This window comes from Microbacterium sp. Z11_20, assembly GCF_057197605.1.
In genome coordinates this window covers 1-19,619 of the sequence record NZ_JBXVOQ010000001.1, presented here as the reverse complement: position 1 = coordinate 19,619, position 19,619 = coordinate 1, and the positions used below count along the sequence as shown (strand labels likewise).

The 19,619-nt window shown below is 65.5% G+C and carries 15 protein-coding genes; 9 read left to right on the top strand and 6 right to left on the bottom strand.

Annotation, left to right across the window (positions count from 1 at the left end):
• The first annotated feature begins 81 nt into the window (after window positions 1-81).
• From AC2DFQ_RS00075 to AC2DFQ_RS00035, 9 genes are all read left to right on the top strand, one after another.
• Complete coding sequence (locus tag AC2DFQ_RS00075) at window positions 82-2,022, top strand: DUF6541 family protein (RefSeq protein ID WP_484532564.1); 1,941 nt, start codon at window positions 82-84, stop codon at window positions 2,020-2,022.
• A complete protein-coding gene (locus AC2DFQ_RS00070; RefSeq protein ID WP_484532563.1) occupies window positions 2,019-3,218 on the top strand; it encodes a glycosyltransferase family 4 protein in 1,200 nt (399 codons plus the stop codon). Before AC2DFQ_RS00075 ends, AC2DFQ_RS00070 begins: the two co-directional genes overlap by 4 nt.
• Window positions 3,215-4,414 (top strand): glycosyltransferase family 2 protein, encoded by a 1,200-nt coding sequence (locus AC2DFQ_RS00065; RefSeq protein ID WP_484532562.1) that lies wholly within the window; start codon window positions 3,215-3,217, stop codon window positions 4,412-4,414. Before AC2DFQ_RS00070 ends, AC2DFQ_RS00065 begins: the two co-directional genes overlap by 4 nt.
• A 2-nt stretch (window positions 4,415-4,416) precedes the next feature.
• The gene (locus AC2DFQ_RS00060; protein WP_484532561.1) at window positions 4,417-5,556 is read left to right on the top strand and encodes a glycosyltransferase family 4 protein; all 1,140 of its coding nucleotides are present in this window, start codon (window positions 4,417-4,419) and stop codon (window positions 5,554-5,556) included.
• Entirely contained in the window at window positions 5,549-6,790 is a 1,242-nt protein-coding gene (locus AC2DFQ_RS00055; protein ID WP_484532560.1) for a lipopolysaccharide biosynthesis protein, read from the top strand. Before AC2DFQ_RS00060 ends, AC2DFQ_RS00055 begins: the two co-directional genes overlap by 8 nt.
• Window positions 6,787-7,680, top strand: coding sequence for a glycosyltransferase family 2 protein (locus AC2DFQ_RS00050; protein ID WP_484532559.1), 894 nt, complete (start codon window positions 6,787-6,789; stop codon window positions 7,678-7,680). Before AC2DFQ_RS00055 ends, AC2DFQ_RS00050 begins: the two co-directional genes overlap by 4 nt.
• A gap of 501 nt (window positions 7,681-8,181) precedes the next feature.
• Window positions 8,182-10,407: a glycosyltransferase family protein gene (locus tag AC2DFQ_RS00045; protein WP_484532558.1), complete on the top strand. Its 2,226-nt coding sequence runs from the start codon at window positions 8,182-8,184 to the stop codon at window positions 10,405-10,407.
• Between the two features lie 20 nt (window positions 10,408-10,427).
• Entirely contained in the window at window positions 10,428-10,877 is a 450-nt protein-coding gene (locus AC2DFQ_RS00040) for a GtrA family protein (protein WP_484532557.1), read from the top strand.
• A 22-nt stretch (window positions 10,878-10,899) separates the two neighbouring features.
• Window positions 10,900-11,865 carry a glycosyltransferase family 2 protein gene (locus tag AC2DFQ_RS00035; RefSeq protein WP_484532556.1) on the top strand — a complete coding sequence of 322 codons (966 nt, stop codon included), beginning with the start codon at window positions 10,900-10,902 and terminating at the stop codon, window positions 11,863-11,865.
• A 53-nt stretch (window positions 11,866-11,918) separates the two neighbouring features.
• Here AC2DFQ_RS00035 and AC2DFQ_RS00030 read toward each other — a convergent pair whose 3' ends face one another.
• The 6 genes from AC2DFQ_RS00030 to AC2DFQ_RS00005 all read right to left on the bottom strand — a co-directional run.
• Window positions 11,919-12,917: a Gfo/Idh/MocA family oxidoreductase gene (locus tag AC2DFQ_RS00030; protein WP_484532555.1), complete on the bottom strand. Its 999-nt coding sequence runs from the start codon at window positions 12,915-12,917 to the stop codon at window positions 11,919-11,921.
• The gene (locus tag AC2DFQ_RS00025; protein ID WP_484532554.1) at window positions 12,917-14,014 is read right to left on the bottom strand and encodes a DegT/DnrJ/EryC1/StrS family aminotransferase; all 1,098 of its coding nucleotides are present in this window, start codon (window positions 14,012-14,014) and stop codon (window positions 12,917-12,919) included. Before AC2DFQ_RS00025 ends, AC2DFQ_RS00030 begins: the two co-directional genes overlap by 1 nt.
• 40 nt (window positions 14,015-14,054) lie before the next feature.
• A complete protein-coding gene (locus AC2DFQ_RS00020; RefSeq protein ID WP_484532553.1) occupies window positions 14,055-16,103 on the bottom strand; it encodes a DUF7657 domain-containing protein in 2,049 nt (682 codons plus the stop codon).
• Window positions 16,100-17,293: an ABC transporter ATP-binding protein gene (locus tag AC2DFQ_RS00015; protein WP_484532552.1), complete on the bottom strand. Its 1,194-nt coding sequence runs from the start codon at window positions 17,291-17,293 to the stop codon at window positions 16,100-16,102. The genes AC2DFQ_RS00020 and AC2DFQ_RS00015 overlap by 4 nt, the downstream gene beginning before the upstream one ends.
• Window positions 17,293-18,210 carry an ABC transporter permease gene (locus tag AC2DFQ_RS00010; protein WP_484532551.1) on the bottom strand — a complete coding sequence of 306 codons (918 nt, stop codon included), beginning with the start codon at window positions 18,208-18,210 and terminating at the stop codon, window positions 17,293-17,295. The genes AC2DFQ_RS00015 and AC2DFQ_RS00010 overlap by 1 nt, the downstream gene beginning before the upstream one ends.
• Before the next feature lie 27 nt (window positions 18,211-18,237).
• Window positions 18,238-19,619 (bottom strand): rhamnan synthesis F family protein (locus tag AC2DFQ_RS00005; protein ID WP_484532550.1); only part of this gene is annotated, 1,382 nt, incomplete at its 5' end.

Sequence of the window (19,619 nt, the reverse complement as noted above, 5' to 3'; positions counted from 1 at the left end):
CGGGCGCCCCGCCTGCCTCAGCGGTCGGTCAGGGGTCGTCGGTTACGATGGCTCACTGTTGTCGTCGAGAAAGCGGAGTAGATGATTCAGGACTGGGGAGGCGCCGTCGCGCCGTTCCTCGTCTCCGCGGGCGCTCTCCTTCTCCCCGGTCTCGCAGTGATGATCGCCGGCTGGGGCCGGCGGCGCGTAGAGACGCTTCTTCTTGCGCCGGCCGTGTCGGTGGCCATCATCGGCATCGCGGCACCGCTCGCTCCCATGGTCGGATTGGCGTGGTCCCCGCTACCCGTCCTCGCGGTCACCGCAGTCATCTCGGCCGCCGCTTTCTTCCTCCCTCGCGGGACCGGCTCGCGAGGGCGAGGGCGCACTGATGCGAGGACAGCGATCGTCGCGATCGCCGCCCTTCTCGCGGCTTGCGCGGTGCTCGTCGCCCAGTTCGCACGCGCGTTCGGCGACCCCCAGAACATCGCGCAGCGTTTCGACACCATCGTGCACCTCAATTCCGTGGCTCTGGCCATCAACTCGGCGAACGCCTCCCCGTTCCACGTCGGGGCGACCTCGGATATCTCCTTCTATCCGAGCACATGGCACGCGATCGCCAGCCTGGGTGGTCTTCTCACCGGCGTTGATGTCCCGGTTGCGGTCAACGCTGCCAACGTCGCCATCGTTTCGATTGTCTGGCCCGCCTCTTCGATGGCTCTCGCCGCAGTCTTGTTCCGATCTCGGCCGATCGCCCTCGTGGCCTCTGCGGCTCTTTCTACCGGCTTCGGCGCCTTCCCGGCGCTCTTCTTCAACTGGGGCACTCTGTACCCCAATGTCACGGCGTATGCCGTGCTTCCAGCGGTCCTCGCGGCGGGCGTCATGGTGCTGGACATGGGGCCTGTGCGAGTTCGGGTACTGAACTCTCTCCTTCTGCTCCTGCTGCTCGGCGGCGCAGGGCTCGCTCATCCCAACGCTTTCCTCTCCTCTCTGGCCCTGGGCGGGCCGCTGGTACTTGGTGTACTCGTGGTTCGGGCGATCACCGTCCGCTCGCGGCGCGCGGTATGGCAAGCAGCCGGGACGGGGATCGGGCTCATCGTGGTCGGCACAGCAACATGGGCCGTCGCCCGGACGGGGGCCGAGCACTCGCAGTGGCAGCCGTGGGAGAGTCAGGCGCAGGCTTTCGGTGAGGCTGCGCTTGTGTCTCCGCGCGGCTTCCCGCCCACCTGGGTGATCGTGGCGCTGATGTTGGTCGGTGCCTTCATGCTGGCGCGACACACGCATCGCCTTCCTCTCGCCCTTCCGTTCGTCGCGGCGGGAACGCTTTTCGTGCTCGCCGCCGGTTTCCCCGTCGAAAGCACGAGTCGTTATTGGCTCACCAACCCCTGGTACAGCGACCCCAATCGAGTGGCGGCTCTGCTTCCGGTCGCCGCGATTCCCCTGGCCGTCTACGGCGTCGTCATCGCAGTGGACCTGCTCCGGAACGCGGGGAGCCACCAATTCGGGCGCCGCGGATGGGTCTCCTCGATCGCCCTCGCCGCAGCGGGCGGGCTGCTGCTGACCGTGGCGGCCACCGGGCCCAACGTTTCGGTGGCGCTCGCGCAGGCGCGCGAAGCCTACGATTCTGAGAACGCTGACGCCCTCCTGCTCAGCCCCGACGAACGAGCCCTTCTCGACCGGCTGGACGAGGAGGTGCCGGCCGACGCTCTCATCGCCGGAAGCCCGCGCACGGGGACCTCCTTGGCGTACGCCATCGCTGATCGCGATGTGGTCGAAATGCATGTCTTCGGCTCTCGAACCGCGGACGAGATCACCGTCGCAGAGCATCTCCGTGACCTCGACACCGACCCTGCGGTGTGCGCGGCAGTGAACCGCCTCGGGATCGATTACGTACTGGACTTCGGGCGTCGCGACATCTTGGATAACGATGAGGCAGCCGGGGCCTACGCCGGTGTGCAGTCTCTGCAGCCTTCGGAATCCCTTGTCCTCGTGGACTCCGAGGGACCCTCATCGCGCCTCTTCCGTATCGAGGGGTGCGGACAGTGAGCAGCCGACCCACGACCGTTGCCGTCGCATATGACTGCCTCTTCCCGTACACGACCGGCGGCGGCGAAAGACAATACCGCGCCGTCGCCGAGGAACTCGCCGCGCTAGGGCGCGAGGTCGACTACCTCACCGCGGTCCAGTGGGACGGCCCGACCCCCGAGGCACCAGCCTTCCGCATCGTTCCCGTGTGCGGTCGGCTGACTCTCTATTCGCCGACCGGTGTCCGCCGGATCCCGGCCGCACTCCGGTACGCAGGTGGGCTCTTCCTCTCCCTCCTCCGTCGTCGCCGGCGCTACGGCGCGGTCATCGTGAGCGGGCTTCCGGTGTTCAACGTCTTCGCCGCGCGCCTTGCACTCATGGGATCGGCGACCGACGTGGTGGTCGACTACCTCGAGGTCTGGCACCGGCGGCAGTGGATCGAGTACACGGGCCGCGTGACCGGGACGATCGCCTGGATGCTGCAGCGCCTGGCCATCCTCGCGACCCCGATCGCCACGTGTCACTCGCAATTGACCGCGACCCGTCTGCGCCGCGAAGGTCTTCGTTCCGAGCCCCTCGTCAGCCCCGGCCTGATCGACTCTGCTGCCGAGGCGGGTCCCGTCTCCCCGGCTACGACACCCCCCTATGTTCTGTATGCGGGGCGACACATTCCCGACAAACGGGTCGAGGTTCTGCCTGCGGTCGCTGCGGCCGCCCGCGCGCACCTTCCGGGGCTGCGGTTGATCATCCTCGGATCGGGGCCCACCACCGAAGCCATCAGGGCGGCTGTCAGGGATGTCGACGGCGACCAGTGGACGGACTTTCCGGGGTTCGTCGACGACGCGGAGCTCGACCGGCTCATGCACGGTGCGCTCTGCCTCATCAACCCTTCCCGGAGGGAGGGCTACGGCCTCGTGGTCGTCGAGGCGAACGCCCACGGCACGCCGGTGGTCTTGGCCGCCGATGAGGGCAACGCGTCGACGGAGCTCGTTGATGATGGAGTCAACGGTTTCGTCGCCCCCACCGCTGACCCCGAGGATCTCGCCCGCGCCATCGTGCATGTCGCCGAAGGCGGCGACGATCTCCGCGCCACATCCCGGGCGTGGTACGACGACGCCGTTCGTACTCGCACCATCCGACGCACCGTCGAGGGGATCGTGTCGGCTCTGGACCGACCGACCGCACGCACGGGGAAGACGAAAGCAGGAAGCACGTGACCGAACCACAGGCGGCTAGTCCCGTCGAACTCACGATCCTCATGCCGTGCCTCAACGAGGCCGAGACCCTCGAGGTGTGCATCCGGAAGGCGCAGGGGTTTCTTGCGCGCACCGGCATCAGCGGCGAGGTGCTCATTTCGGACAACGGGAGCACCGACGGCTCGCAGGAGATCGCCTCTCGTCTCGGTGCCCGGGTCACCCTGGCCCCCCGACGCGGGTACGGGGCCGCGCTCATCAACGGCATCGAAACCGCTCGCGGCCGCTACATCATCATGGGCGACGCGGACGACAGCTACGACTTCGAGAACCTCGACCCGTTCGTGGAACGTCTCCGCGCGGGGGCCGACCTCGTCATGGGCAACCGGTTTCAGGGCGGCATCGCCCCCGGCGCCATGCCGCCCCTCCACAAGTACCTCGGCAACCCCGTGCTCTCGACCATCGGGCAGCTTTTCTTCCGCCCGAACATCGGTGACTTCCACTGTGGAATGCGCGGGTTCAACCGCGATCGCATCCGCGCCCTCGACCTCCAGACGACGGGGATGGAGTTCGCGTCGGAGATGGTGGTCAGGGCCTCGCTCGACCGCTACCGGATCGAAGAGGTTCCCACGACCTTGAAGAAGGATGGGCGTTCGCGGCCCCCGCATCTGCGCAGCTGGCATGACGGGTGGCGGCACCTGCGCTTCCTTCTCCTCTTCGCTCCGCGCTGGCTGTTCGTCTACCCGGGGCTCGTCGCTTTCTTCCTCGGTGCGCTCACGGTCGGCGTGCTCGCCTTCGGCGGCATCCGGATCGCCGGGATCGGGTTGGATGTCACGACCATGGTCTACGCCAGCGCATTGTGCGTCACCGGTTACCAAGCACTCCTCTTCTTCTGGCTGACGAAGCTCTACGCCACGCAGGAGGGTTTCCTGCCGGCCAGCGAACGGTACCGGCGCATCGTGTCCCGCTGGTCTGCCGAACGCGGGTTGCTCATCGGGGTGGCTCTCTTCCTCATCGGCATCATCATCGGCATCGTGCAGGTCGTTCGGTGGGGCAGCCTCGATTTCGGGCCCCAAGACGCGACCGAAGTAGTGCGGATCGCGATCCCGAGCTCTTTGGGCATCATTCTCGGATTCCAGACGATCATGATGAGCTTCTTCTCGGGCGTTCTGACCACGCCTCGGCGTGAACAGAGGCCCGAGGCGGTCCTCGAGAGCTGACCGTGCCCACGAGGATTCTCGTCGATCTGCTCGGGTACACGGGCGGTCGCGGCGGAACGGAGACGTACGTCCGCGAGGTTCTCCCGCGCTTGGCGGCGGAGCTTCCCGATGCGGAGTTCGTCGCACTCACGGGCAGGGCAGGCCAGGATCGAGTCCGCGGGTTCTTTCCCGGGGAGGTCCTCACTGTCAGGTGGGTCGGCGGTGATCGCGCGACCTGGGCCGCCGGTGAGGTCCTGACGGTCAATGCGATGGCGCGGCGAGCGGACGCTGACCTGATCTGGTGTCCGGCGAACTTCGGGCCGATCACTCGTGGACCACTCCCCCGGGTGGTGACCATCCATGACGTGATTTATCACGAGTTCCGCGGGAACGGCATCGACGCATGGACACGTCGCGTCACGGCTGTGCTCATGGAGCGGACCGCGACGTCGGCCCGCGCGCTCATCACGGTGTCTGCGTCAGCGGCGGATGCGGTCACCGCGCACTTGGGGATCCCTCGGGATCGAATCACCGTCGTGCACAACGGCAGCGCTTCCGTCCGACGGAGCGAGGATCCGTGGGACGAGCTCGCCACGCTGAGCATTCCGTCTCGACGGCCGATCCTCCTCAGCACCGGTAACCGGATGCCGCACAAGAACTTCCGAGGGCTCCTGGAAGCCGTCGCGACCCTCGCCCCCGAGCGGCGCCCGCTGACGGTCATCCCCGGAGCCGGGGATGTAGACCCGCTGCGCGACATCGTGCGTGAGCTGGCGCTCGAATCCGACGTCATCCTTCCCGGATGGATCACCGACGCACAGCTGGCAGCGCTGTACGACGTTGCATCGTTGTACGCGTGTCCGTCGTTGACCGAGGGCTTTGGCCTCCCCGTGGTGGATGCCATGAAGCGGGGTTGTCTTGTCGTCGCGAACGATGTGCCGGTTCTCCGCGAGGTCGGCGGCGCTCACGCGCTCTACGCCGACGCGCGCGACCCGCTCGCCTTCGGTCAGGGGATCGCCGATGCGCTCGCGATGGACACGGACAGCGCTGAGGAGCGGCGGCGCGAAGGACGGCGGTGGGCTTCGCAGTTCACCTGGGAAGCGACCGCGCGCGGTATCGCCGGTGTCATCCGTGACGTGTCCGGGGGTGGCTCGGCGAATGACTGACGCACCCCGACTCCGCCACCGGCTCCTCGGTTTCGGGCTCCTTCCCGCGGTGGCCGCGGTGTCACCACTCGTCGTCCTCCCGGCCGTCTCCCGCTCAGCCGGCCCCGACGGCTGGGCCAGCGCGATCGCGGGCGAGTCGATCGGGACCTTCGCCGCCATCGCCGTCGCCTACGGCTGGACCACCGTGGGGCCCTCACTCATCGCGATCACGGCGGACGACTCGCGGCGGGGTCGCCTGTACCGCGACGCCATGGTGGTGCGAGCGCTCACATCACTCGTCGCCCTGCCCGCCCTGGTGATCCTCTGTCTCCTGGTCGCCTCTCCCGGTCACGGGTGGCTGGCGGCGCTCATGGGGCTGCAGGGAGCACTCATCGGGCTCTCCTTCACCTGGTTCTCGGTAGGAGTCGGCGATCCTCGGCCGATCCTCATCTTCGACGCCGCCCCGCGCCTGTGCGTGGCCGTCGTGGCGATGCTGGCCATCGTCGGTGGCGCCCCGGTCGAGGTCTACCCGATCGCCGGCATCGCCGTGACCGTGATCGGGACGACGCTCTATTCCCTCTCCATCCTGCGTCGCTACCGGTCGCCGTGGCCTCCCCTCCGAGAGATCCCGGGGCTCTTCCGGGTCGGCGCGCCCGTGGCCCTCAACGACGCGGCCCTCGGCGCATACTCGTCGGTGCCCACTCCCCTGGTGAACGTCGTGGCTACCGGGACGGCAGCGGCCGGCTTCGCCTCGGGCGACAAGATGGCGAAACTCGGGCAGTTCCTTCCCCTCACCCTTGCCAACGCCCTCCAGTCCTGGACGGCGGAGACGGTCGGTGCCGCTCGACTGCGACGCCTTCACCTCTCGCTGGCACTGCACGGAGGCTCCGGCCTCCTGGGATGGCTGGTTCTCGGACTGGCCGGCCCGCCCGCGAGTCTCTTGCTCTTCGGGCCCGACGCCATGGCGACCACACCCATCTGCTTCGCCCTCGGGGCCGCCTTCGCGATGTACTCCCTGCGGACCTCAATGACACGGCACGTCCTCTTCCCTGCCGGCGAGCAGGGGGCGGTTATGCGGGCGACGCTCATCGCAACCGCCTTCGGCATCCCGGCGATGGTCGCCGGTGCGATCGCCATGGGGCCCGTCGGCGCAGCGGTGGGCTACGCACTGACCGAGGCCATGTCGACGGTGCTTCTCGTCCGCCGCACGGGACGATCACTCACCCGGCTCACCCGAGAGGAGCCCGCGGGATGACCTTGCCGATTCTCCTGGTCGTCTCCACCCTCGGCCGGGTCGACCCCTTGCGCCGGCTGGTGGCCACCCTGGCGCCTCAGTTGGAGCCGAAGGACCGGCTGGTGATCGTCGCCCAGGACCGCGAGGATGCCGTGCGCGACCTGGCTCGAAGCGCCGCCCTCGACTCCCGCGGGTCCATCGACGTCACCACCTCCGCCCGGGGAGCATCGCTCGGCCGCAACGCGGGGGTCCGGCTGGGTGGCGCCGGGCTCGAGGACGCCTGGGTCATGTTCCCCAACGACACGACCTGGTTTCCGCCCGGCACGCTCGCGGCGATCAGACTCGGAATGGGCGGCGCTCCCGCAGGAGCGGTGACGGTCGAGACAGCAAGCGGTCCACGCTTCACGCTCCCGGCGCCAGGTACGGCGCTGAACGTGACCACGGTCTGGCAGGTCATCGAGATGAGCCTTGTCATGCGGTTGTCGGTCTTCCGTGCGGCGGGGGCGTTCGACGAAATGATCGGCACCGGCGCCCCCACTCCATGGCAGGCCGGCGAGGTGACCGATCTCCTCATGCGGGCGCTGCGGCGGGAGCCGACGCTGGCGACCAGCTTCCGATGGTTCCCGCCTCACGCGGCCTCCGTGTGCGGGATCGAGGAATCCGCGGGTCTGACCGCAGCCGAACGTCGCTGGAAACTACGCGCGTACGGCCGTGGAGTTGGTCAGGTGTTCGCACGCCACCCCTTCCCCCCGTGGCGACGCCTCGGATTTGTGGTCGCTGGTCTGCTCGTGGGCGTTCGTCGCCGGGAGTACGGCCTCGGCGACGGCCGCGCGGCGTTCCTCGGCCGACTCGAGGGCGTGACCGGCCGCACCTTCGGCCGCGATCGACTCTCGGAAGCCGTCAACCGATAGCCCACTGGGCGCGCGGACCGGTTCGTGCCAGGGCAAGGGAGTCGCTGGCTCTCTGCCCTCTCCTGCACATGCGCTGGACTGCGTATCGGCCGACGCGGCAGAAGAGGCGCGCGGAGCGCAGATACCGATCGGTCCTCGTCCCCCCGGCGGCCATCCAGCCGCCGTCGGATACGATTGCTGACTGTTGGCATCAGAGAGCGGAGTCCATGAGCGAGACGTGGCACTTCGTCGTCGCGCACCGGTTCTTGACGTTACGGACGCCATGTCCTTCGCCTGCGGTCGCTATTCGACGAGCCGTTGGCGACGCTTGGTCAGGGGTCTCGCTGTACTCGCGGACCTTGTCGAGTGCCTCCAAATCGTTGTGTCAGTCACTTCCCCCTCGGTTCACCACCTGTGTCGCGAGCGCGCAGCATGCCATCGCCGTCGCTGCCGCGTCATTCCTGCCCCTCGCCGACGACCGCTCGCCAGCCGGTCGGTTACCTATTCGAGGAGACCGAGTGCATGAGTAAGGCGGCCCATCCCGGCGCGTCGCCAAGCCAACAGCGGAGCCGCGTTCGCAGCTTCCTATCCGCCCTACGGAAGGAGGTCCGGCGAGCCAGGGACAAGAAAGCCCTCCGGCCTCTGATCGCCATCGTCGATCGCGCATGGTGGGCCACCGTCATCCGGCGGGCCGACATCGTTGACCTGGACTTCGTCGCCGCTCAACGCGGCCCGATGTCGGCGCGGTCCGCCATCAGACGCTATGTCGGGGGCGGCTTTCGCAACGGATTCTCCTTGAATCCTCTCTTCATGGAGCAGATGGTCTCGCACCAGCTCTCCGACGCGGGACGTGTGCCTGCGCTCTATGCGTACCTTGTCAATGACGCGCGCAGAATTCGAACCAGCGTCATCTGGGACGCGCCCGCCTTCTTCGAGGGCTTACCCACGGCCGAGAGGGCATCGACGAGTCCCTTGACCGCGGCCTGGCAGCACTTGCTCGCGGGCGGGACGATCAACTGGGGGGTGCCCGAGGCCACCCGCGTCAGCCTGGCAGACGTGCGTTCCCTCGCGCGCGCGGCGGCCTATGGATCGATAGATCCAGAGCGGTACGCGCGCCTGGGTTTGCCGCTCCACGGCGATGCCATCATCATCGAAATCGACGCCCACGAGCGTGACCTCGCCCGCGCCCTCGAGGCAGGAGTCACGGCGGGCCGTCAGATCGATGCGGAGGTGGTGTACTCCCTCCCCACCGGGAACGTGGACGCCTGGGTAGCCGCCCTCGGCTTCGCCCTCGGAGGGGGCGAAGTGCACGTCGTGAGCTCAAGTGGGGCGGGACGCGTGGGCCGCCTTGTCGAGAGCCAGGCGCCGATCGGCTCGAGGATCGTCGTTCGTGGTGCTGATGATGAGATCGACAGCGACGGGCTCGTACTGTTAGCGCAACAAGCTCACCGGGGACGGGTGGCACCGGTAGTACTCGACGTCGACGGCGTTGTCGCCTCTGCGGGAGTCGCGCTCCACGGGGGTAAGCCATTTCATCTCTTACGCGGTCATCCCATCGAAGACGTCCTCGCTCTGGGAGAGACGATAGTGGGCCTGACCGATATCGCCAGCACCACCTACGCTGTGACAAGCACCGCTGGAAAGGGGAGCATCGGCGCCGCGCCGGTGACGCTCACCGCCGTCTCTGTGATCAGTACCCGCAGGCCCCAACCTTCCCGGAGGCATCGGAATACAGAATCGGCGACCGACGCCGAGGCCCTGCTCACGCGGAACGGATGGGCCGTACATACGTGGACACCGTACGGCCCCCTCCTCGTGCGGCAACGCTCGGAAGGGGATGTGGCGCTTCGTTGGTCTATCAAGACAGCCGCACCCGGTGGACTGGCCGGCGAGTGGTGGGGAGACACACACTTCGCCCGCGGCCTCGCGGATGCACTGCGGCGCCTTGGTCAGGAAGTGATCATCGACTCCTACGGCGCACGCGATCGCCCCACCCGTGTGCTGGACGACGTGGAGCTGGTCCTCCGCGGGCCGGAGCGGATTGAACCACGTGAGGACGCTCTCTCTCTGCTCTGGGTCATCAGCCACCCCGATCAGATCACCGCCGACGAGATCGAAGCGTTCGACGCGGTCTTTGCTGCCTCCACATGCTGGGCATCCGGTGCAAGCGAGCGGTTCGGCCGCGACATTCGGCCCCTCCTCCAGTGCACCGACGCACGGCGGTTCCGGCCCACAGGACGCCGCCGGGGCGATCGCATCGTTTTCGTCGGCACGGCGCGCGGAGAAGAACGACCCTCTGTCGTCTTCCCCATCCGTGCGGGGATCCCCGTCGATGTCTATGGCCCGGACTGGACGGGGTACATCCCTGCTTCCTCGGTCATCGCGTCTGGTATCGCGAACTCCGAGTTGCCGGGCCTTTACGAGTCGGCCGGCGTGGTGTTGAACGACCACTGGCCTGCGATGCGGCGGGAGGGATTCATATCGAACCGCCTGTTCGACGTCGTGGCGGCTAATGGTCGGGCCATCAGCGACGACGTCCCGGGGATCGGTGACCTCTTCGGTGGCTCGGTCCGCACGTACGAATCCACGCACGAGTTGATCGCGTTGCTTCAACGCCCACTCGACACCGAGTTCCCCGCCGAGGCGGAGCAGCTCGCCAACTCCGCGCGCATTCGGGCCGATCATTCTTTCGATGCACGGGCGCGCACCTTGCTCGATGCCGCACGCACGGCGCGGGGCTCTCGGTGAGTCGCACGTCCGCTGGCAAAATGGAGAGCATGCCGCCACACCCGGGTTCGCGACCGCCATCCGCGATTCGTCGAATCTGGTCGTCCAGCGTCGTCCGCTATCTCGTCGCAGGAGCGCTGAGTTTCGCATTTGACGTAGGCCTCCTGTGGCTATTGCACGAGGCGGTCGGCATGCCACTTCCGGTCGCCACCCCGATCTCCTTCCTCGCCAGCTTCGCCGTGACGTACTCATTGCAGCGCACTCTTGCGTTCCGTGCCCAGAGCGCGGTCGTCGCAAGCGTTGCGCGTTACGCCGCGCTGGTGGCCGTAAACACCGCGCTGACGACCGCCATCGTGTGGGGTGCTGATGCGCTGGGGGCGCCCTGGGTGCTCGGGAAGCTGTTGGCCGTGGTCGTCACAACCGTTGGGAACTACTTCGCGTACCGCCACTGGGTATTCGACCGACCGAAGGAGACATCTCCGCATGTATAAAGGAGCTACCGTCGCCGCTGTCGTGCCGGCGTACAAGGAAGAGAAGATGATCGGCCTGGTCATCGAAACCATGCCGGCATTCGTCGATCACATCGTCATCGTGGACGACTGCAGCCCGGACGGGACGAGTGAGGCGGCACTTGCGCGAGAAGACCCGCGTGTGCTGCTCATCAGACACGAAGTCAACCAGGGCGTCGGCGGCGCGATCATCACCGGTCACCGCGCAGCTATGGCTGCTGGTAGTGACGTCAATGTCGTGATGGCAGGCGACGCGCAAATGGACCCGGCGTATCTTCCCCCGTTGCTCGACCGGGTGGTCGAGGACGGCTACGGATTCGCGAAGGCAAACCGTTTCTACTCACCGGAGTCATTCCGAGGCATGCCCGGGTACCGGATCTTCGGGAACATTGCTTTGTCGTTCCTCACGAAGCTCTCATCCGGGTACTGGAACCTGTTTGACCCGCAGAACGGGTACACCGCGGTGAGGACCGAGGTGCTGAAGCGCGTCCCTCTTGAGCGGGTTGCGAAGCGTTACAGCTTCGAGAACGATCTGCTGATCCACCTGAACATTCTTCAGATCTCGGCAGTGGATGTCCCTATTCCCGCGGTCTACGGCGACGAGGTCTCAAGCATCAAGCTCCGGAAGGTGGTGCCGGAGCTTTTCCACCGACTCACAGTCGGGTTCTGGCACCGGATCTGGTATCGGTACGTCCTGTGGTCGTTCTCGCCGATCGCCCTGCTGCTGTTCCTCGGGCTCGCGTTTCTGGCGTTCGGCATCGCTGTCAGCATCTGGCTCATCTTCCAGATCCTCGGTACCGCGATCGCTACGGCCGCCACCGTCATGCTGGCGGCTCTGCCGCTCCTGCTAGGTACCCAGCTGCTGGTGAGCGCATTGCAATTGGACATCCAAGCGACGCCTTCCACCCCGGATCTCCCCCCCCTGACATCGGCGGCAGACCCTTGCCGCAGCCGGGAGCGCCCGTCCTAAGTACGAGTTCCCGGGTCGCTTGGCCCGGTCAGCCGTGTGCGGAGGCGCTCACCTCAGGGAGTGGAGGTGTAGGACAGGCGGCCCTGGTGCTCAGCAGAGCTCAGTGCCGCTTCCACTACCTCCAAGACGTGGACAGCCTCCTTCATGGTGGATAGCTGGCTGGGCCGGCCCCATACCGCATCGCGGAAAGCTTCCAGCTCCGATCGCAGCGGCTCGCGCTTGGTGAAGGCGTACCGGGTCATGTCGCCTTCGGAGACCCCTCTGAAGGTCGAGACGGATTCCCACTCAAGCGCCTCAGTTCCGTTGGCGAAGAAGGTCAGGTCCGCGGTGGCAGTGTCGGCGATGTACGTCCCGCGTTCACCCGTCACGACGGTTACGCGCTCCTTCATGGGGCTCAGCCAGTTGATCAGGTGGTTGACGACAGTCCCGTTTCCCAACCTCCCGGAGATCGCGATCATATCCTCGAACTCTCGTCCGCTCTTGTGCGCGGTTTGGGCGGACACAGCTGAGTAGAACGACTGAGCGACCCACGCGGTGAGATCGATGTCGTGAGATGCGAGGTCCTTCGCGACCCCCACATCGCCGACGCGCGCGGGAAAGGTGCTTTGCCGGCGTGTGGCTATCTGGTACACGTCACCGATTTCCCCAGCCTCAAGACGGGCTCGAAGCTGCTGAAGAGCGGGGTTGAAGCGCTCGACGTGGCCGACGGCGCCGACAAGTCCGCGCGAATCGAACAACTCCGCGAGGCGGTGTGCGCTGACTGAGCTGTCGGCGATGGGTTTCTCGACAAGTGTGTGGACGTCGGCTTCCCCCAAGCGAGTGGCAGCCTCTGCATGGAAACGAGTAGGCACCGCCACGATCGCGATATCGATCCCGCTCGCGACGAGGGCGTCCACGTCCTGCAGAACGGTGAGATCGCCTGCGACCCCGTGGGGGTCACCAGCGGGGTCGGCCACGGCCACAAGCTCCACACCCTCGATCTCGCGGAGTAGACGTGCGTGGTGCCGACCCATCATCCCGAGACCGAGGAGACCGGCCCGCAACGGCGTCATTATGCGCCCGCTCCCGCCAGCCTCGAAACCGCAACTGCGATCCGCTCGAGGTCTCCCTCACCAAGGGAGGGATGCACCGGGAGCGACACGACCTCTCGAGCGGCGCGTTCCGTCTCCTGGAGATCGAGACCGGGGGCAAAGCCCGCTAGAGAGGGCAGCCGATGGTTGGGGATGGGGTAGTAGACACCGCTGCCCACACCGTGCTCCTCCCGCAGAGCGCGGACGAATCCGTCCCTATCCTCGGGCACGCGGATCGTATATTGGTGGTAGACGTGGTGGGCGCCCTCGGCGACCGGAGGGGCCGCCATGCCGCTCAAGTTGGCGTCAAGGAACGCTGCGTTGCGTCGGCGCGCCCGCGTCCAATCGTCAACCTTCGTCAGCTGCACACGACCGATAGCCGCGTGCAAATCCGTCATTCGCGCGTTGAATCCGATGAGCTCGTTCTCGTACTGTCGCTCCATCCCCTGGTTGCGCAGGAGCCGAACGCGTCGCGCAGTCTCGGGCGACGAGAGCGTCACCATGCCGCCCTCCCCGCTGGTCATGTTCTTCGTCGGATAAAGCGAGAACATCGCGAACTCTCCCCAGGTGCCCACTTTTCTGTCAATGAGCATCGCGCCGTGCGCCTGTGCCGCGTCTTCGAACAGTGCGATCCCGTGCTGGGACGCAATGCGCTCCAACTCCGTCATCCGGGCCGGATGCCCGTACAGATGCACGGGGAGGATCCCCCGGGTGGACGGTGTGATAGCCGCTTCCACAGCACGCGGGTCCATCGTGAAGGTGTCTGGCTCGATGTCGACGAAGACCGGCCTCGCTCCTGTCAGCGCGACGGAATTGCCGGTGGCGGCGAACGTGAACGACGGAACGATGACCTCGTCACCGGGGCCGATGCCGCATGCGAGTAAGCCGAGGTGCAACCCGGAGGTTCCCGAGTTCACAGCCACGGTCTCTCGCCCGCCCACGAAATGCGCCGCGAATTCCTCCTCGAACGCCGCCACCTCCGGTCCCTGAGCGATCATCCCGGAGAGAAGCACGCGGTCAACGGCTTCGCGTTCTTCTTGGCCGATGATCGGCTTGGCAGCGGGGATGAATTCATCCATCTGTGCGTCTCCTTGTGGTTCTCGTCATCTGTCGCTCGTCTCACCCAGTCAAATTCTCGGGGCGTTCAGCTTCGACGACCTCATAGATATACATCGTGGTCGGACCCTCCGTCGTCGTGGTCTCAAGGGAAAGGCATGCCTGGTCCAGGGGGCCGTCGGCCAGTACCCACGCGACATCGGACTGCGCAAACGGGGCACACGAGTCGAACGTGAGCTGGATCTGATCCGGAGCAGGATTGCGCGGAGCGGGATCTCCTTCTCCTGCCACCCAGGAGACGTTAGCCAACCTATTCCAGGTCTCCTCGCTCGAACCCGATGGGTCGATCTGCCCCCACATCTCTGGTGAGGGAGCGCTCTGGAACCCGTTGTACGCCGGCGTTCCAGACTCGATGAGCATCATCGTAGGGAGAACGGTCGCTCCAATTCCCACCCATCTTCCCGGGTCGTCTTGCGCGAGTTCTTCGACGACATCGACGGTAACGGTGTCCCGCAAATCCAGAACCCCGCGATACACAGGGTTCACGAGCCCGGAGCAGATCAGGGAAATACCCAACAGTAGCGCTGCTCCGAGGGAAGCCCGTCCCCAGGCAATCAGCGCGACCACGAGGATGAGCCCGACGGCGACGCCCACTGATATCGCGAGGCGCACAGGGGAGAGTTCACTGAGCACGTCCTCTGCGTCCACGTGCGATGCCGCGCGAGCGAGGACCGCAAGTTCGGCAAGAACGGCAAGCCCCGCTGGCAGAAGAAGCACCCATAACGGCACCTTCCGCTCGGTGAACTCCCGCCGCTCCCAGAGGCGGAGGGTCACGAGCGCAACGAGGACGAAGCTCAGGACGCCAAACCCGATCCGCATCCGCGCGTACGTCGTTCGGTCAAGGAACAGCGCGTGAGCGAGGAGGTCCCAATGAGGAACTACGAGGAAAGCACCCATGACAAGGCCGACCGCCATGACCCCGACGGAGACTCCGTCGACCCCCCGCCCTTGCCGCACCCGCTCGACGACCATCCACGCCAGCAGGATGACCAGAAACAGGCCGGGAAGGAAGAAAGTCGAAGCCTCGGACGCGTTGACGTTGAACGGCGCACCCTGCGTTCTTTCCAGACCGAACGAGAGGAACCCGCTGAACAAGCCCGCGATTTCATCGGTCGTGGCCAAGCCAACTCGTTGGAGGCGCTCGCCCGGGTAGACAGTGCTTGTGAAGCCTTGGATGGTCGGCAAACGGGTGAATACCCAAACCAGAAGAACAGCTGCGGCCGCTAGTCCTGCGCCGAACACGGGAAACAGCGCTGCAAGACGTCCGCGGAAGCTCGGTGGACCCCACCCCGCACCCACCGCAGCTCCTACGCCGAATCCCAAGACCACCAGCACCACCGGGACGATGAACGGGACGTAGATGCCGACGGCGAGTGCTACTGAGAGGTACGCGAGGGTCACGGAAAGAGCTATTGCACCCCGACGGCGCGTGGACTTCAGGCACCACACGATCGCAGCCATCGCAAGCAGTGCCCAAGCAAGGGGGTACAGAGTGGTCGACAGATACCACCATTGGAGGAAGGGGGCGTAGAGGAGGGCGGTGGACAGGGTCAGGCCAAGGATCGGTCGCCTCGGCAGCAGCGTCAACATGAAGAGCAGTCCGCTCGCCACAACCGAGGCCGCAGGGAGCCACCACTTCAAGGCCATAGCCTGATCCAGCGGCAAGAAGAAAAAGCCCACCAGATGTGGGCGGAAGGCGCTCGACCAGTCCCCGGCGGGGAGGTCGTGCTGCACCGTGGCGTCCATGCCGCCGGGAAAGGTTTCGTTACGCCCGGGGAGACCCTGCTCCACCTGCGAAATAACCCAGCTCGTCTGTACTAGCCATTCGTCGCTCCTCACGAGCTGCGGCTGGCCGACCAAGAGGTCAGGGTCGCTCGAGGTGGAAATCAGTGGATGAACGGCACCCGTCGAGCTTCCTGTGATCCCGAGCGCAACGAGGACCGCCATTGCGACCCCGATAAGCGCGAGGAAAGCCGCCACGAGCCGACCATTCGGCAGGTCGTCGGCAGTCGGCTCCGCGAACCGTTTCCACCACTGGCGCACTCGCCTCACGGGGACACCGTGACGTGAGCGGAGACCGTGCCCACCGTGGGGTTGTCCGCTATGACGCTGAACATCGCCCCTTGCGGTAGGCCATGGCTGCTTGGCTCGCTCACGCCTGCCGCGTTCGCGTTGACGTAGTACTGGCCCGCGCCGAGGTGCAGGGAGGCCACGCGAAGGTCGACGTATACCGGCCCGCCGATCGGGTCCAGCCGATGTTCGAGAAGTTCAGTGTTCGACGCCAGCACCATGTGGCCGAGCGGCGTGTCAATGCTGAAACCGACCTCCCACCTGTCGATCTGCCTCATGGAATCGACGTGTATGCGGATTGTGAGAGCCTCACCCTCGCGAATGGATCGGGTCCGCACCCCGTCGTCGTCGAACAACTCGATCCGCTTGACTTGGATGGGGTGCACGGTCTGCACCGGAGGTGCCTCGCCCACCCGCCGACCCTCGAGAACATCCCGGAGGGCAGCGATCGCGCTACGGGTCTCCCCATCGAATACGACTGCGCCATCCTTCAGCACGATGCCGCGGTCGCACAGTTCGGCGACCTGCTGCGCGGAATGGGTGACCAGGATGATGGTCCGGCCCTGAGCTCGAAACTCCGCGATGCGGTCCATGCACTTCCGCTGGAAGGTCTCGTCACCAACGGCGAGCACCTCGTCGACCAGCAAGACGTCCGGATCCGTGTGGATAGCCACCGCAAAGGCCAGGCGGACGTACATTCCTGAGGAGTAGAACTTCACGGCCGTGTCGATGAAGTCCCCGATGCCGCTGAAGTCGACGATGTTGTCAAACTCGCGATCGATCTCGGCTCGACTCAATCCCAAGATGGATGCGTTCAGATAGACGTTCTCCCGACCGCTCAAGTCGGGATGGAACCCCGCGCCCAGCTCCAGCAGAGCCGCCATCCTCCCCCGGGTCTGAACCGTGCCCGTGGAAGGCGACAGGATGCCCCCGATCAGCTTCAGGAGCGTGCTTTTCCCCGACCCGTTTGCTCCGAGAAGGCCGACGGTCGTTCCTGCCTCGATGCTCAGGCTCACATCGTCGACCGCCACGAAATCCTGACGAAACGTCTTCCCCAGGCGACCGAAGTGCACCACCCGGTCCTTGAGGGTGTTGTCCTTGCGAACGCGGAATTGCTTCGTCACATTCGAGAGACGCACGATCTCGGGCGCGTTGGTAGTCCCTTCCCTCATCACAACTCCTGCGCGAAATTGCCCTGCATCCGGGTGAAGACCCGGTGCGAGATCCAAAGAAAGACGAGGCCAATAACACCCGCGACGAGCATTCGCAGCCCGAGGTTCGGTGGGTAATCGGCGGGGGTCCCTGCACCCCAGAACGCCCGGTGGAAACCTAGCACCGCGATCGTCAGAGGGTTGGCAGCGTAAATCTCGAGCACCCACTCTGGCAGGGAGAACCGCGTGATGACGTCGCGAACCATCGCCCACGAGTAAACGATCGGCGCCCCCCACATCGCAAGCATCAGGACCACTTCCGTGAGGTACTGGATGTCGCGGAGATATACGTTCAGCGCTGAAAGAAGGAGGCCGATCGCCAATCCATATACGAGGATCAAGACCACGGAGGGGAAGAACCAGAGCATCATCGCGGGAGTAGGAAGAGCCCGGAAAATGAGAGCCGCGATCAGGAGCACCCCGAGCTGGACGAGAAACATGAATCCGGCGCCGCCAATGCTCGCGAGGGGGAAGATCTCTCGGGGAAGGTAGATCTTCTTCACGAGTCCGCCGTTCTGCAGGATTGCGCCGGTGGCACCGAAGACCATGTCATTGAAGAAGACATACAGGGTGAGACCCGAGAAGAGATAAATCGCGAAATCGTCGATGCCCTCGGCCGCGCGAAGGAATTGGCCCAGCACGATGAAATACATCAGGAACTGGATCAGCGGCCGGATCACAGTCCACAGGAATCCCAAAACACTGTCACGGTACCGAGCCTGCAGGTCTCGTCGAACAAGCAGCCCTAGCAGGTCGCGACGTCCCAGTAGTTCGCCAATCTTTCCCCCACGGCCGACCACCCGTTTCCCGGTGGAGTCCATCGTTGAAAACGATTGTGCCGCGAGGCGGTTGAAACGCTCGGAAGCCTCAGTGCTCACGTTCGCCGACCTGGGGTTGGTGCTCGGTCATCGGGTCTCCATTTGTCGCGTCGTACGTCCGCGCCATGTGTTGAGGCGTCGGCGAGCCCGATCAATCCATCGTCCCGGTCGTTTCCCCGGGTCCATCATCCGACGGAGTCGATGCACGGCGCTCATGTGGTTCCGCCGCATATACATTCTCAGGAAGTCCTTCCCCGTTCCGGCCCCAACGAATCCGGCAGACCGAACGAAGTCGATCTTCTCGTATGCGTGACCCGGAATGGTGGCGGACATCTCGTCGAGTTTGTATTCAAGAGCCGTGTGGCTGATCGACATGTACTCGGGGGTGGTGATCGTTCGCGTGTGGTAGCCCAACTCGCCGGCTGCGTACGAGGGCATTCTTTCGAGGATGTGCGCCAGGCCGCCGTCGCGGTAGGCTTCCGCACCCCCGAAGTCCTCGTATCGCCATGGATGCTCGGCGAGCAGCCGCAGCGCCGCAGGGCGGGCGAAGAACATCGACCCGTACGGGGCCAACGGCGACACGTCGTCGAGCGGCACGCGAATGCCCAGTTCTCCGGCGAGCTTCTCAAAGCCCGGCTTGTTAGACCACCATGCCCGCCCGAGGGTCGGGTATCCGACGTGGATCATCGGCGGATACGCCAGCCCGAGTCCCGGTTCTCGTTGAAAGAGGGCCACGACGCCTGCGGTATGTCCGGAATTACGGAGCAGATTGTCGAACTGCTGCCGTTTGAAGTGCCGCCCGACGTTATAGCCGTCTTGAGGCGTCTTCTTCGAGTGAATCTTGACCACCAGATCGTAGCGACCACCGAGCAAGACATCCCGACACCCGACGAGGAACGCGCTCTGGTCGCGACCGTCATTTGATTCCAGGACGCGCACATCGACATTGCGACCTTCGCGCGGGCGGCTCGCGATGATGGTCGAGATCGCTGCGGCCTTATTCGGATCGGGCGTCGTGACGACGAGGTCATACGCACCCGGTAGCGTATCGGCCCGATCGAGCATCTCGTGCGTCATGTCCTCGTAGAAGATGTGCGCGATCACGACGGTGCGGAGAGGCTTATCCACGTCCAGTCCAGGGGCGTGGTCGTCGATCACATCGAGCAGCCCGGCGTCCATGTTGAGGTCCTTGGGCGCGACGTTGCGCGCGAGGTTGCGGAGCGCAATGTCCACGGGGTACCCGAAGGACGCCGCTGCATTCAGGGTCCACTTCCCGATCACCGCGTGGCGGTCGAGGAATGGCGGCCAGTGGAAGAAGGGCCGCCTCTTGAGCACCGGGCACCCGTCGCGAAGGAGCGCCTCCGCGTTCAGGAGGGACGCGTTCTCCGTGTTGTAGTCCGTCGAGGGGTATGCGGGCTCGGCGGTGTAGCCCATCCGAGTGAAGTGCTCGGTGAAGATCGCCTCGTGCT

Excerpts from the sequence above, each read along its gene's own strand:
- AC2DFQ_RS00075 (WP_484532564.1), top strand. The coding sequence starts at position 82 with ATGATTCAGGACTGGGGAGGCGCCGTCGCGCCGTTCCTCGTCTCCGCG.
- AC2DFQ_RS00055 (WP_484532560.1), top strand. The coding sequence starts at position 5,549 with ATGACTGACGCACCCCGACTCCGCCACCGGCTCCTCGGTTTCGGGCTC.
- AC2DFQ_RS00050 (WP_484532559.1), top strand. The coding sequence starts at position 6,787 with ATGACCTTGCCGATTCTCCTGGTCGTCTCCACCCTCGGCCGGGTCGAC.
- AC2DFQ_RS00045 (WP_484532558.1), top strand. The coding sequence starts at position 8,182 with ATGAGTAAGGCGGCCCATCCCGGCGCGTCGCCAAGCCAACAGCGGAGC.
- AC2DFQ_RS00040 (WP_484532557.1), top strand. The coding sequence starts at position 10,428 with ATGGAGAGCATGCCGCCACACCCGGGTTCGCGACCGCCATCCGCGATT.
- AC2DFQ_RS00030 (WP_484532555.1), bottom strand. The coding sequence starts at position 12,917 with ATGACGCCGTTGCGGGCCGGTCTCCTCGGTCTCGGGATGATGGGTCGG.
- AC2DFQ_RS00025 (WP_484532554.1), bottom strand. The coding sequence starts at position 14,014 with ATGGATGAATTCATCCCCGCTGCCAAGCCGATCATCGGCCAAGAAGAA.
- AC2DFQ_RS00015 (WP_484532552.1), bottom strand. The coding sequence starts at position 17,293 with ATGAGGGAAGGGACTACCAACGCGCCCGAGATCGTGCGTCTCTCGAAT.